Raw genomic sequence first — 13,908 nt, 5'->3', positions numbered from 1 at the left:
TGAGTATACTCTTTTATTTCGTAACATTTATCACAGCTAACTAACATTTGCATTACAAAATAAAATAACATAGAGAGCATATAAAAAACCGCTTTATAGTTGATATCTCTCTATGTTATCTGTATTTGTCAAAGGTTCCGAATGAACAGAAATATTAAATTTACTTTACAATCGCTCCGTTTTCTAAGGTTTCAGCAACACTCGCAACTGAAAGAACCCCATCTTTCTCTCCTGCAAGAATCATCCCTTGCGATAATTCTCCACGCAGCTTCACTGGTTTCAGATTTGCCACGACAATCACTTTTTTCCCAATTAATTCTTCAGGCTTGTAAAATTCAGCAATTCCAGAAATGACTTGACGTTTTTCAAATCCAAGATCTAACTGAAGCTTGAGTAGTTTGTCTGCTTTTTTAACAGGCTCACAATGAATGACTTCTGCAACTCGTAATTCTACCTTCTTAAAATCATCAATTGTAATTTCAGGAAGTTTTTCTTCTTCAACTTCTTCTTTCTTTTGTTCTTTAGCAGGTGTAGTACCACCTTGCATGCGTTCCTTGATAAAGTTAATTTCTTCTTCCATATCTAATCGCGGGAAAATCGGCTCTCCTTTTTCAACAACAGATGTACCTTCCGGAATGGCGCCAAACGTTTCTAAGCTTTCCCAAGATGAAAATTGTTCATTTGTAATATTTAACTGACGAAGAATCTTATTCGGAGTTTCAGTTAAAAATGGCTTCAGCAAAACCGAAACTCTTCTTAATGATTCTGCTAAATGTACCATGACGCTACCCAATTCTTTGCGCTTTGCTTCATCTTTTGCCAAAACCCATGGCGCAGTTTCGTCAATATATTTATTTGTTCTACTAATTAATTGCCAAACAGAAGTAAGAGCAACGGAATACTCCATATTTTCCATTGCATCTTCGTACTGTGCAATAGTTTCTTTATTTACTTTTTGTAATTCATCATCAAATGGAGTAATAGAACCCTCGTAAGTAGGAATGACACCGTCAAAATACTTATTGATCATCGCGATTGTTCGATTTAATAAATTCCCTAAATCATTCGCTAAATCAAAATTGATTCTTTCGACAAAACCTTCTGGTGTAAATACTCCATCTGCTCCAAATGGAACTTCGCGAAGTAAGTAGTAGCGAAGTGCGTCGAGTCCATAGCGGTCAATGAGTGTAACAGGATCGACTACATTTCCTTTTGACTTAGACATTTTTCCGTCTTTCATAAGCAGCCAACCGTGGGCAAACACTTTTTTAGGCAACGGCAAATCAAGTGCCATAAGCATAATAGGCCAATAAATCGTATGGAAACGAACGATTTCTTTTCCGACAAGATGAACGTCAGCTGGCCAATATTTAACATATTTTGAATCGTTATCTGTTCCGTATCCAAGAGCTGTTATATAGTTTGTTAGTGCATCAATCCAAACATAAATCACATGCTTTGGATTTCCAGGAACTTTAATTCCCCAATCAAAAGTTGTCCGAGAAACTGCTAAATCTTCCAATCCCGGTTTAATGAAATTATTGATCATTTCATTTTTACGAGATTCAGGTTGGATGAAATGAGGATTTTCCTCATAATGTTTCAAAAGACGATCGACATATTTACTCATTTTAAAGAAATATGACTCTTCCTTCACTTTTTCTACTGGACGACCACAATCAGGGCAATTCCCATCTACTAATTGACGCTCCGTAAAGAAAGATTCACAAGGAGTACAATACCATCCTTCATATACATCTAAATAAATATCCCCTTGATCAAGAAGGCGCTTAAAAATCTTCTCGACTACATTCTTATGTCGAGTTTCGGTAGTTCGTATAAAATCGTCGTATGAAATATCGAGTTTTTTCCATAAATCTTGGATTCCACTGACAATTTCATCCACATATGCTTGTGGAGATAAGCCACTTTCTTCCGCCTTTTGTTGGATTTTTTGACCATGTTCATCCGTTCCGGTTAAATACATGACATCGTATCCTCGCATTCTCTTATAACGAGCCATCGCATCTCCCGCCACTGATGTATAGGCATGACCTATATGTAAATTCCCGCTCGGATAATAGATTGGGGTTGTTATATAAAATGTTTTTAATTTTTCTTTCACTAAAATTCCCCTCCATCTTTATTTTTTTCTTAAGGTTCGACTTTAGCCTGCTAAGTCGACTTCGCTTTTCTTTGTCTAGCTCCAGACGCCAGCCCCTCGAGGTCAAATAACCCGAGTCAATAAAAGTCAAAGTACGGACTTTTTTGACTCAGAACATTTGCTTGTCGGAGGCCCGCAGGATGCGGGTCAGGAAGGCGTTGCAACAGGACGTTGCGACTTAAGCCTTCCTTCCATGTAGCGCCTTTCGCTTTTCTACCTATATACGCATGATTACCTATTATATCATCAAAATATACGTGAAAATTAGTATTTACGCAACTAAGGCATGCTGGCTTTTAAAATTGATATATAATGTAATAACGGTTTTAAGTTAACAACTTAGTTAAAGCGGTATTTGTCTTTTTTTGTCTGATAAAATTCTTAGTTTTCTGTGAGCAAAACCTCTTTAATTTCTTTAATAGGTCCAAGTGCACCAAGCTTTTTTTGATTGACTTTAAATGGAAGAACTGTTATCATTAAGAAAGAAGAACTTTGTCGAAAAATGACGATAAAAAAATAAAGATAGAGATCCAATTATAATTGGGGAGGAACAAAGAAATATGAAATCCACTGGTATTGTACGTAAAGTTGATGAGTTAGGCCGTGTAGTTATTCCTATCGAACTTCGACGCACTCTAGGAATAGGGGAAAAAGATGCGTTGGAAATATATGTTGATGATGATAAAATCATCCTAAAAAAATACAAACCAAGCATGACTTGCCATATCACAGGCAATGTTTCAGAAGACAATGTAGTCCTTGCAGGAGGAAAATTAGTTCTTAGCCGCGAGGGTGCTGATTCGCTTATTTCTGAAATTGAAAATGCATTTAAAAAATAATAGTAAAGCCAGCTCTAAATGTGAGCTGGCTTTTTTAATATATTTGGAGTATGTTGTTCTAACGCTTTACCAAGATCCTCTAATAGATCCTCCACATCTTCAAGACCTACAGAAATTCGCACTAAGCCATCTTCTATTCCAAGCTCCAGTCTTCTTTCTCGTGGGATGGAAGCATGTGTCATTAAAGCTGGGATTGAAATTAAGCTTTCTACTGCTCCCAAGCTTTCAGCTAAAGTAAAATATTGGACTTTTTTCAATAAATCCAAGGCTTTTTCTTCACTTTCTACAGTGAAGGAAATCATTCCGCCAAAGCCACCAGCTTGATTTTTGTGAATCGTATGTCCCGGGTGCTCTTCAAACCCAGGATAATATACTTTTTCAACTGAAGGATGTTCCGCAAGAAAGGATGCAATCACTCTCGTATTTGCTTCAATTTCTTCCATTCTTACCCCTAAAGTTTTAATTCCGCGCATTAATAACCAGCTATCTTGTGGTCCAAGGACTCCCCCTGTCGAATTTTGAATGAAGTGAAGTTCCCCACCTAATTTATCGTTCGCTGCTACAACAAGACCAGCAACGACATCACTATGCCCGCCAAGATATTTCGTCGCACTATGAAGAACAATATCAGCTCCAAGAGAGATAGGAGTTTGCCAATAAGGAGTGCTAAATGTATTATCGACAATAAGTAATAGATCTTGTTCTTTCGTGATTTTACTAACTGCTTGTATATCCGTAATTTTCAATAATGGGTTCGTTGGAGTTTCAATATATATAGCTTTTGTATTTGGTAAAATCGCCCTTTCTACCTTATCTAAATCAGTAGTATCGACAAATGAAACATCAACCCCAAAACGGTTGAACACTTTCGTCATGACTCTAAATGTTCCACCATATACATCATCCGTTAAGATGAGATGATCACCTGCAGAAAAAAGCTGGACGACCGCTGTAATAGCTGCCATACCTGAGCCAAAAGCAAACCCTCTTGATCCACCTTCAATATCGGCAATTAATTTCTCTAACGCTTCCCTTGTTGGGTTTCCAGTTCTCGCATATTCATATTTAAAATTTCCGACCCCATCCTGCTTAAAAGTGCTAGCTTGATAGATTGGAATGGAAACAGCTCCTGTATATGGATCCCTGCCAACACCACCATGAATCAATCTCGTTTTCTTTTTCAACTAACTTCACCTCCGTCATAAATATCACTGCTTATATATCGTTCACTACTATCTGGAAATATCGTAACAATATTTGTGCCTGGCTTTGCTTTTCGAGCTTCTTTTAGCGACGCAGCAAGTGCCGCACCTGATGAGCTGCCTATTAACAATCCTTCCAATTTTGCTGCATTTTTTAGAGTATCAAACGCCTCTTGATCAGAAATCGTATAAATTTCATCGAACAAGGATGTATCCATAAAATTAGGAATAAACTCCATTCCGATTCCTTCCGTACGATGAGACCCTGACTCCCCTCCATTTAAAATAGATCCTTCAGGTTCAACGACCACACATTTTACCTCGGTAATCCGCTCTTTCAAATATGTAGCAGTCCCCATAAAGGTTCCTCCTGAACCCGCTCCTGCGACAAATACATCAATTTTTCCTTCCAATTCTTCATATAGTTCCGGGCCTATGGTTTCATAATACGTAGCTGGATTATTTGAATTTTGAAATTGCCCTGGATAAAATGCATTCGGAATCTCTTCAAGAAGTTCCTTTGCTTTTTGAATGGCACCTTCCATTCCAAGTTCTGTTGGCGTATTTATTACTTCCGCTCCAAGTGCGCGCATTAACGTTTGTTTTTCGCGGCTAAATTTTTTAGGTGTTACAAAGATTGCTTTAACACCATATTTGATTGCCGCCAGTGCGAGTCCAATACCTGTATTTCCAGCAGTTGGTTCGATAATTGTTCCGCCTTTTTGTAAGAGGCCCTCTTGTATTGCTTGCTCAAGTAAATAATGACCAAGTCTATCCTTTACACTTCCTCCGGGGTTGAAAAACTCAAGTTTTGCAAAAAGCTTTACTCCATCAGGAAGTGAAAAGGATGTTAATTCCAATAATGGCGTATTCCCGACTAATTCATGAATACTCCTTGCATATTTCATGTTAGAAAACTTCCGTCCATTCATCTCGTCTTGAGAGCATTTTTTCAGCAATTCCCTTTGCTCCTTCAAGACTATGGCTTGCTGCCCAGCCGCATTGTACTTCATTGCATGCAGGAACTTCCGTTGCTGTCAGTACATCATTTAACGTTTTTTCTACAAGATACAAAATATTATCGTAATCATCATGATTTACTACCGAAAGATAAAAACCTGTTTGGCATCCCATTGGACTAATATCGACAATCTTATCCGAATAATTTCTACTGAATTCAGCCATCATATGTTCCAGTGAATGTAATGCAGGCATTTCCATATGCTCTTTGTTTGGTTGGCAAAAACGAATATCATATTTACGGATTTCATCTCCGTTATATCCCGTCTTTACACCTGCAAGTCGGATGTAAGGAGCTTTTACTTTTGTATGATCTAAATTAAAACTTTCCACATTCATCTTTTTTTCAACAGTCATCGTTATTCTCTCCTTTGTTTAGTTGCTTCCATTAACCATACGAAATCATTTTTTTGTGTAAAAGTAACGGTAAAACCATTTTGTTCAAAAAGCTCCTTCATTACAGGAATAGTTGTATAATATTCAGTCCGTAAATCATTTGCCAATCTATTAAAATGGTTAACTTCCGCATTTCGTATCATATTGCTTTTTGCATTTTCATCTTCAAATAATGTATCAGCAAAAACGATTTTCCCATTACCATTCAAGAGTGAACTGTAATTTCTAATCGCTGTTTCTTTTTCTTCATCAGTCAAATGATGAAATGCGTAAGTACTGACAATTGTATCGACGAATTGAAATGGGTGTGTAAACGTAAGAAAATCTCCCTGTAAAATCTTCACTTCTGGTAATTTTTTCTTTGCTACTTTTCTCATTCCAGCTGAAGGTTCAATACCACACACTCTTTTCCCGCTCTTTACTAACAACTCCGTTAGATTACCTGTTCCAACTCCAAATTCGATTATGTTTCCCTTTGATTTATTTACGACTTCTTCTAATATATGAATGTAATTTCGAAAAACTTCGTTGTATTCCAAATCATGCCCTAAAACAGTTTCATCATAGGATTGAGACCATTCATCAAATAATGACGTAAAATCAGTGGACATCTTTATCCTCCTTTTCGGATAAAATTACTCGGAATTAATATATTACTTAATTTATCATTTGTTGCCTAAAATGGCAATCGTAAAAAAGGCTTATTTAAATTTACTTAGATTACGCTAATCTGATTCTAGGCACCGTTACTAAAACAACAAAAAAGAATGTTCCAGGCAACCCGGACATTCTTTTCTGTAGAAAAAATATTAATCCACGTGATAGGCTTGATACACTTCACGTTTTGGTAGATTTCGGTCCTTTGAGGTTTCTTTAATCGCCTCTTTGGAGGGAAGGTTTTTTTCAGCGATATAATGCTGAACATGTTCTTTTATATCCATAGACGCCCACCATTCCGACTCTCCATCTTGATCGTTAGTTTCTCCGCTTCCCTCTAAAATCAGACAAAATTCACCGCGAACTTCCTCTTCATCTGCCCATTGAATAGCCTCTTCTACTGTTCCTCGAATAAATTCCTCGAACTTTTTAGTCAGCTCCCGACAAAGAACAATGTTTCGATTTCCTAGTATATCTTGCATTAATCTAAGAGTTTCCTTCAACCGATGAGGTGCTTCATAAAAAATAATAGCACCATTTTGTTTTTTTAATCCTTCTAATTCTAGCTTCTTCTCTTTTTTTCCTCTTGATAAAAAACCATAAAAATAAAAAGGCTGAGTTTTAATTCCGGAAGAAATCAAAGCTGTCAAAGCGGCATTCGCTCCTGGTAAAGGGACAACTGTAATTCCAGCTCGAATTGCTTCAGCAGCTAGCTCAAACCCTGGATCAGAAATACATGGCATTCCAGCATCACTCACTAAAGCAACCGTTTCTCCTACTTCTAACCTCCTTATGAGTTCCTTACCGCTGCTATCTTTATTATGTTCATGGTAGCTAATAAGTGGAGTGCTAATCTCGAAGTAATTGCAGAGCTTTTTCGTATTTCTCGTATCCTCTGCGGCAATCACATTTGCTTCTTTCATCATCCGGATAGCTCTAAACGTCATATCTTCAAGATTTCCAATTGGAGTTGGCACTAAATACAGAATTCCTTTTTCCGTTTGGCTAAAACTTTTCTGAATTTGCATCCCACTCACCCGCTTCACTTAAAAATTGTTCTTTTTTCTTTCTTGGTAATTGTTTAAACGCATATTCCGCTCGGAGAGCTTCACTTTTATTTTCAAATTTTTTTGCATAGATCATTTTCACTGGATGACGCATTCTCGTATATTTAGCTCCCTTCCCACTATTATGCTGGGCAAGCCTTCGAGAAAGGTCGACAGTATAACCACCATAATAAGAACCATCCTTACATTCTAACACGTAAAAATAATGGTCATTCGCTGCCATATAAAATGTCTCTCACTTCATCTGTATATTCATTCTCTTCATTATAAACAAAAAGAGGCGGCAATACTTTCAACCCTGCATTTCCATCCTTAATCCCTTCAACTAAGATTGTATTTGCTTCTTTTCCAGCCTTTGGATATACAAATCGAAGTCTTTTCGGCTCCAAGCGATATTCCCTCATTAATGTTAAAATATCCATTAACCGTTCTGGTCTATGTACAAACGCTGCTTTCCCTCCTTGCCTAAGTAGCTGGCTGCTCGTCTTCACGGCATCTTCTAGTGTACAAAGAATTTCATGGCGGGCAATTGCTAAGTGCTCATTTGCATTAATCACATCAGAAGATGGAGATAAAAAATACGGAGGATTGCATGTTACGACATCGAAACGATCATGTCCTAACCTCTTAGGCATATCCCTTATATCACCGTGGATCATTTCAATTTTATCATCTAGCTCGTTATATGAAATACTCCGTACTGCCATATCATGTAGCCTATCCTGGATCTCTACTCCTATAATCTTAGCTTTTGTTCTAGGGCTAAGTAAAAGAGGAATGACACCATTTCCACTGCATAGGTCAATAATATTCCCTTTTTGAATCGGTAAATATGTAAAGCGTGCCAATAATACTGCATCTAACGAAAAAGAAAATACAGATGGACTTTGAATGATTCGCAAATTTTCCGCAAGCAAGTAATCTAACCGTTCATCTTCATAAAGATTTATCATTATACACACTCCAAATAGAAAAGCTAAAGGCGCCTGAAGTGGAAGAATGCTAGGGGCGAAACGTCCTAAGGCTTTCCCTGTACTAGTACATCTCTGTACGCTGCAATGGTCTTCTTGACCCGCATCCTGCGGTTCCCAACAAGCAAATGTTCTGGACAGAAAAGTCTTTTTTGACTTTATTTGACTCCGTGCGGCTGTGAGTAGCCCTGGACATCAAAACACTCTTCGCTTTTCAAAACTTATCATTTATAACATTTTATATTTTATTATGTTTAAATAAAAGAACCCTCCTCAATAGTAAGAGGAAGGTTATCTTGTATTATTTTTTATTCAAAAAAGATAAGCAAAACAAGCAATCTTCATCACGACGGGGGCTGCCAAAATGTACATTGCAAATATGGAAGCCTTCCTGATAGAGTCTAGCTAAATTATCATAGCCTTCTCCTATTTCAGAAATCTTTTCATACATACTTTTTCCCTGACTATTCTCTTGGTCAGATGAGGCATCTGATTCCGGAGTTTTTTTTTCCATAACCTTACGCAAATGGTCATTTTCAAGTTTCAAAACATGGTTTTCTTCAATTAATTCAGCAAGATATTGCTTTAATTCACCAAGTTGCTGATATAAATGGCCAATTTGCATTTCCATACTACTAACTGAATCGAAGAACTCCTTTTTATCCATGACTTACACCTCATTATTCCCTAGCCGGGACAGATGTTGCACTTTCACCAGAAATTTCTTCTAGTGTGTATTCCAATATACGCTCTTGTTCTGGCAATTCAACCTGAATCAAGCGCTCCAATATATTTAACCCAATGACCTTCCCTGATCCATCAGGTGTATTAATATTGTCACCTACATCCGGTAATTCTGCTTTGGCTGCCTCATATTCATCATTTTCATATTTTAAACAGCACATGAGCCTTCCGCAAAGACCGGAAATTTTTGTTGGATTTAGGGACAGGTTTTGATCTTTTGCCATTTTAATTGAAACCGGTTCAAAGTCACCTAAAAATGTGGAACAACAAAGCATTCGACCACAAGGACCGATTCCTCCCAACATTTTCGCTTCGTCTCTTACGCCAATTTGTCTTAGCTCAATTCTCGTTCTAAAAATAGCCGCTAAGTCCTTTACGAGATCACGAAAATCTATTCTTCCATCGGCTGTAAAATAAAAAATGACTTTATTGCGATCAAAAGTATATTCGACATCTACGAGTTTCATATCAAGGCTATGTTCAATGATTTTCTCAGTACAGACTTGATATGCCTCCGCTGCTGCCATTTTATTTTCTTCAACGTTTAATTGATCCTTCTGATCTGCCATTCGTACTACTTTTTTTAGTGGAAGAACAACATCGTGGTCCTGTACTTGCTTCTTATCTGTAACAGCTTTTCCGTATTCAATCCCACGAGCCGTTTCCACTATCACAAAGTCATTCTTACGAATTGGATGATCGCCTGGATCAAAATAATATATTTTACCGGCCTTTTTAAACCGGACACCTACAACATTATACACAAGAAGGTCCCCCCTGCAAATTTAGCACAAGCTGTTCCATCAAAAGATGGGGATTCATATTTGCATTTAATTTCCGTTTGGCTTCCAAAATTGCAGTCATTTGTTCAGACAGCCTTCTTGAAGAGGTTTGCAACGCATCGGCCGCAAATGTATCCCGCCAGTCGGGATAGACAAGCTGCTCTTCTTTCCCCAATTGAATATATAGTATGTCTTTATATATGAGAAGCAAAAGATTTAAACCCAAGTCTATTTGGGCTTTCTCTTTAAAATGGTGTATCCATTCATCCTGAAGAGAAGTCATGGCGTAAAGTGTACCCTTCTTCTGGACTTCATATAAGTGTAACACTATTTTTCTTGCTTGTGCAAACCAATCATCCCCATCTAAAGCTAAAGCCTCTTGTAAATGATTGGTAACTGTCGCTAAAAGTGGAGCCTTTGTGTTACTTATTCCAGCATCTTTTAGTTTTTTTATAAACACTTCAACAGGAATTGCTTTGAATGACACTGTTTGACAGCGTGATAAAATCGTCGGAAGGATACGCTGAGGTTGTTCCGTAACAAGAATAGCTGTTGTTTCAACATTCGGTTCTTCAAGAAACTTTAACAAGCTATTCGCTGCTGGAATAGTCATTTTCTCTGCATCTATGATGATATATAATTTTTTCTTCGATTCTACCCCGGATTTACTAAACTCCGTTCTTAGGGAACGTATCTGTTCAATTTTTATGGATAATCCGTCCGGTTCTACTATATGAATATCAGGATGGTTGCCATTTTCAATCCTTTTACAATTCACGCAGTCACCGCACGGAATAAAAGTATTTTGTATATTTTCGCAAAACAAGCTTGCAGCGATTAATATGCTGGCAGCACGCTTACCAGTCCCTCGTTCGCCTTCAAATAAATAGGCATGGGCTACACGGCTCTTTTCAATGCTGCTTTTTAACATTTTCGCTGCAAATGGTTGTTCTTGCTCAAAGTCCTGCCAATTCACGGCATTCATTCACTCGCTATCTTTTAAAATTACAATAATAAATAATGCTATTTCTTAAAATTGATGGAATTGTTCAATTGGAAGAACAAATACAGTTGCTCCTCCGACAGAAACCTCTACAGGATAGGGAATGTATGAATCAGCATTGCCACCCATAGGAGATACAGGAGCCATTAACTGTTCACGTGATTTACAATTATCTCGAATGACTTGAAGAGCCTTATTGACCCGAACATCTTCAGTTCCAATCATAAATGTTGTGTTTCCTGACTTTAGAAATCCGCCTGTTGTTGCTAGTTTCGTTGCTCTAAAATTATTCTCAACCAAAGCACTCATTAAACGATTGCTATCCTGATCTTGTACAACTGCCATTATTAATTTCATTATCATTCACCCCTCCATAATGTTTACTACTTTCTTCTTATTATTTATTATATCAGCTATCCTCGGTATGTTACATCGAAATTCATGTATTTTCTCACCAATTTAAATGCGAAGAGTATCTTTTTTTGCAATAATTTCTTCTACTAATCTTTTTGCATGCATATAAACCGTTTCAAATGGCTCACTTGCATCTATTTCTACAATTCGATTTGGAAACATTTTTAATAGAGTTTTATACCCTTCTCTTACTCGATGGTGAAAATCTAGTTCCTCTAAATCAAGGCGGTTTATTTCCCGTCCTTTATGTTTTTCAATTCTCTTTAAACCCATTTCTGGTTCAATATCAAAATATAAAGTCTTGTCAGGCATTAAATCTTGAATGGCAAATTGATTAATAGTAAAAATTTCATCAATTCCGAGTCCTCTTGCATAACCTTGATAGGCAAGCGAACTATCGATAAATCGGTCGCATAGCACAATTGAACCTCGTTCTAATGCTGGAACAACTTTTTCTATTAAATGTTGTCTACGTGCTGCTGCATATAACAATGCCTCTGTTCGACTATCCATAGCTGTGTGATTTGGATCAAGTATAACCTGTCTAATTTGTTCTGAAATTTGAATTCCACCTGGTTCCCGGGTTAACACAACGTTAAACTTTTTCTCTTCCAATTCCTCTGCTAGTTTTTGAAGAATAGTTGTTTTCCCCGCTCCCTCAGGCCCTTCAATTGTAATAAATAATCCTTGCATGATTTGCCTCCGTAGCCGTGCTAGATGTGGTTTTAGTATAATGTGAAGATTAAAATACCGCAATCTTTTCTGATCCTGTATCTCCTTGAAAACGCGCACCCGCTTGAATGAGTTTTTGAAATTGAATAATATGTTCATTCGTAATTTTTTCGCCAGGTAAAAATAATGGGATACCTGGAGGATAAGGGATGATCATTTTAGCTGCAATCCTTCCGACGGATTGTTGTATATATACCCACTCATAAGGCATATTGAGCATTTCCTTATAAGAATAGGACAGTTCAATTAAATCGACAGGATTTTTTAAAAGAATATTGTCTTTTTTCGATGTGTTTAGCGATTGCAAAGAAAGCTGATGAAATCTATCGATGGCTTCTTCAAACGGAAAACTCATCCCTTGCTTTACTAATGGAAGAATCAATAAGACCTGATAAGGGTCAGCCAGTTCAGGAAAAATACCTTTCCGTTCAAGGTGTTCTTGTAATTCAAAACCAGATAAACTATCATGGCGCACTATTATTTTAAGTGGATCATCACTTGTAATAATAGTTACCCCTGAGACTTCCCGTAACTTCTTAATAAACCAATCTCTCTCTTGAATAAAAAAATCTATATCTGCTTTAGAAAAATTATCTAGATAATTACGTGCAAAATCAAGTGAAGCCATAATCGGGTATGAGGGGCTGCTTGATTGAAGAACATTTAAGTAAAATTCCACCCTCTGCTCTGAAATTCGTTCACTATTAATATGTAAAAAGGACCCCATCGTCATCGCAGGCAAAGTTTTATGAGCAGAATGCACAACGATATCCGCTCCTTGTTGAAGTGAAGAGTGAGGGAATGGATTCCCTAATTGAAAATGTGCACCGTGTGCCTCATCTACAAGAACGATCATATTATGATCATGTGCAAAATCAATTATTTTCTTAATATCATATGCTTGTCCATAATAGTCGGGGTACGTGAGAATCAATACTTTCGCATGTGGATATTTTTCAATAGCATCCTGAATGATTGCTTGGTTTGGCCCGGCCGGAATGGAAAGATCTTTATTAATATCAGGTGAAAAGAAAACAGGTTTCACTTTTGCAAGCATTAGGCCATTCAAGATTGATTTATGACAATTGCGCTGGACTATTACAGTATCATCTTCATGACAAGTTGCCATAATCATCGCTAAATTTCCTACAGTACTACCATTTACAAGAAAATAGCTTTTCCTAGATCGATATAATTCAGTCAATAAATCTTGGGCTTTCTTAATGGCTTCCTGAGGGTCATGTAAATCATCCAAGCCTGTAAGCTCTGTGAGATCATACTGAGCAAAGTCCCTAAATGGAATTTCCCCTTCGAATAATTCACCATTTTTATGTCCGGGAACATGGAAGGATATGGGTTTTTTATTATTATGATTAACTAGGCTTTCATATAGAGGCATATTCTTTTGTTGCAATGTAAAAACCTCTCTTACTTCTTTTCTTTCTTATATTGTACTATTTAGACAGAAAAAAAACAGGCTGTCTTTTAGCCTGAGGAAGTTTATGAAAAAGTTTTTAATAAAGACAGTTGTTTTGTAAAACCCTAAAGAAGCATACTCTTACACCTAATAAGGTTGTTTAGCAGTTCATATGAAGTTGGCAGCTATTTTCTCAGCTGAGTGAATCCTTTTTGAAGTCTCATCCATTAAATGAGAGATATATTAAATAACTCCAATAATTAGAAAAGAACCCTATGAAAATATTTTCGTTTCTGTAATGGCTTTTAATTGTTTAATATAAAATTTATAAATTGGATCTTTCGTACTTGTGGCAATCATAGCTTTCTCGCAATCTGTACAAATAAAAGATGTATAAAGATGAATACCTTGCTTCCCCGTTTCCTCACAAATTATGCATTTTTCCACAACTCCACCTCCATACATATCAGTTTGCGCATTTCCCTTCATTTGTATACACT

Annotated in this window: 16 protein-coding genes; 1 reads left to right on the top strand and 15 read right to left on the bottom strand. The window is 37.0% G+C overall.

Going from position 1 to position 13,908, the window contains the following annotated elements:
• Window positions 1–160: 160 nt before the first annotated feature.
• The gene (gene metG / locus MT489_RS21390) at window positions 161–2,125 is read right to left on the bottom strand and encodes a methionine--tRNA ligase (protein WP_244683585.1); all 1,965 of its coding nucleotides are present in this window, start codon (window positions 2,123–2,125) and stop codon (window positions 161–163) included.
• A 599-nt stretch (window positions 2,126–2,724) separates the two neighbouring features.
• On the opposite strand from metG, the gene MT489_RS21385 reads away from it, so the two are divergent.
• Window positions 2,725–3,003 carry a transition state genes transcriptional regulator AbrB gene (locus MT489_RS21385; protein WP_244683584.1) on the top strand — a complete coding sequence of 93 codons (279 nt, stop codon included), beginning with the start codon at window positions 2,725–2,727 and terminating at the stop codon, window positions 3,001–3,003.
• A 14-nt stretch (window positions 3,004–3,017) separates the two neighbouring features.
• Here MT489_RS21385 and MT489_RS21380 read toward each other — a convergent pair whose 3' ends face one another.
• The 14 genes from MT489_RS21380 to MT489_RS21315 all read right to left on the bottom strand — a co-directional run bounded on the left by MT489_RS21380 (window position 3,018) and on the right by MT489_RS21315 (window position 13,855).
• On the bottom strand, window positions 3,018–4,187 hold the full coding sequence (locus MT489_RS21380) for a bifunctional cystathionine gamma-lyase/homocysteine desulfhydrase (protein WP_244683583.1): 1,170 nt from the start codon (window positions 4,185–4,187) through the stop codon (window positions 3,018–3,020).
• Entirely contained in the window at window positions 4,184–5,113 is a 930-nt protein-coding gene (locus tag MT489_RS21375; protein WP_244683582.1) for a PLP-dependent cysteine synthase family protein, read from the bottom strand. The genes MT489_RS21380 and MT489_RS21375 overlap by 4 nt, the downstream gene beginning before the upstream one ends.
• A 1-nt stretch (window position 5,114) precedes the next feature.
• On the bottom strand, window positions 5,115–5,582 hold the full coding sequence (locus tag MT489_RS21370) for an S-ribosylhomocysteine lyase (protein ID WP_244683581.1): 468 nt from the start codon (window positions 5,580–5,582) through the stop codon (window positions 5,115–5,117).
• Between the two features lie 2 nt (window positions 5,583–5,584).
• Entirely contained in the window at window positions 5,585–6,232 is a 648-nt protein-coding gene (locus tag MT489_RS21365; protein WP_244683580.1) for a class I SAM-dependent DNA methyltransferase, read from the bottom strand.
• A gap of 198 nt (window positions 6,233–6,430) precedes the next feature.
• Entirely contained in the window at window positions 6,431–7,306 is an 876-nt protein-coding gene (gene rsmI / locus MT489_RS21360; protein ID WP_244683579.1) for a 16S rRNA (cytidine(1402)-2'-O)-methyltransferase, read from the bottom strand.
• Window positions 7,284–7,568 carry a GIY-YIG nuclease family protein gene (locus MT489_RS21355; protein ID WP_244683578.1) on the bottom strand — a complete coding sequence of 95 codons (285 nt, stop codon included), beginning with the start codon at window positions 7,566–7,568 and terminating at the stop codon, window positions 7,284–7,286. The genes rsmI and MT489_RS21355 overlap by 23 nt, the downstream gene beginning before the upstream one ends.
• Window positions 7,555–8,295 (bottom strand): tRNA1(Val) (adenine(37)-N6)-methyltransferase, encoded by a 741-nt coding sequence (locus MT489_RS21350; protein WP_244683625.1) that lies wholly within the window; start codon window positions 8,293–8,295, stop codon window positions 7,555–7,557. The genes MT489_RS21355 and MT489_RS21350 overlap by 14 nt, the downstream gene beginning before the upstream one ends.
• Window positions 8,296–8,617: 322 nt before the next feature.
• Window positions 8,618–8,983, bottom strand: coding sequence for a DNA replication initiation control protein YabA (gene yabA, locus MT489_RS21345; RefSeq protein ID WP_244683577.1), 366 nt, complete (start codon window positions 8,981–8,983; stop codon window positions 8,618–8,620).
• Between the two features lie 13 nt (window positions 8,984–8,996).
• Window positions 8,997–9,824: a PSP1 domain-containing protein gene (locus MT489_RS21340; RefSeq protein WP_244683576.1), complete on the bottom strand. Its 828-nt coding sequence runs from the start codon at window positions 9,822–9,824 to the stop codon at window positions 8,997–8,999.
• The gene (gene holB / locus MT489_RS21335; protein WP_370876437.1) at window positions 9,817–10,818 is read right to left on the bottom strand and encodes a DNA polymerase III subunit delta'; all 1,002 of its coding nucleotides are present in this window, start codon (window positions 10,816–10,818) and stop codon (window positions 9,817–9,819) included. Before holB ends, MT489_RS21340 begins: the two co-directional genes overlap by 8 nt.
• A gap of 54 nt (window positions 10,819–10,872) precedes the next feature.
• Window positions 10,873–11,202, bottom strand: coding sequence for a cyclic-di-AMP receptor (locus MT489_RS21330; protein WP_213111928.1), 330 nt, complete (start codon window positions 11,200–11,202; stop codon window positions 10,873–10,875).
• Between the two features lie 102 nt (window positions 11,203–11,304).
• A complete protein-coding gene (tmk, locus tag MT489_RS21325) occupies window positions 11,305–11,955 on the bottom strand; it encodes a dTMP kinase (RefSeq protein WP_244683624.1) in 651 nt (216 codons plus the stop codon).
• A 46-nt stretch (window positions 11,956–12,001) separates the two neighbouring features.
• Window positions 12,002–13,405 (bottom strand): aminotransferase class I/II-fold pyridoxal phosphate-dependent enzyme, encoded by a 1,404-nt coding sequence (locus tag MT489_RS21320; protein WP_244683574.1) that lies wholly within the window; start codon window positions 13,403–13,405, stop codon window positions 12,002–12,004.
• A 276-nt stretch (window positions 13,406–13,681) separates the two neighbouring features.
• Window positions 13,682–13,855, bottom strand: coding sequence for a sigma factor G inhibitor Gin (locus MT489_RS21315; protein ID WP_370876434.1), 174 nt, complete (start codon window positions 13,853–13,855; stop codon window positions 13,682–13,684).
• Window positions 13,856–13,908: the final 53 nt, after the last annotated feature.

It is taken from the genome of Lederbergia wuyishanensis (assembly GCF_022900255.1).
GTDB classification, from domain to species: domain Bacteria; phylum Bacillota; class Bacilli; order Bacillales; family Bacillaceae_C; genus Lederbergia; species Lederbergia wuyishanensis.
This window is presented reverse-complemented; position numbering and strand designations above follow the sequence as displayed.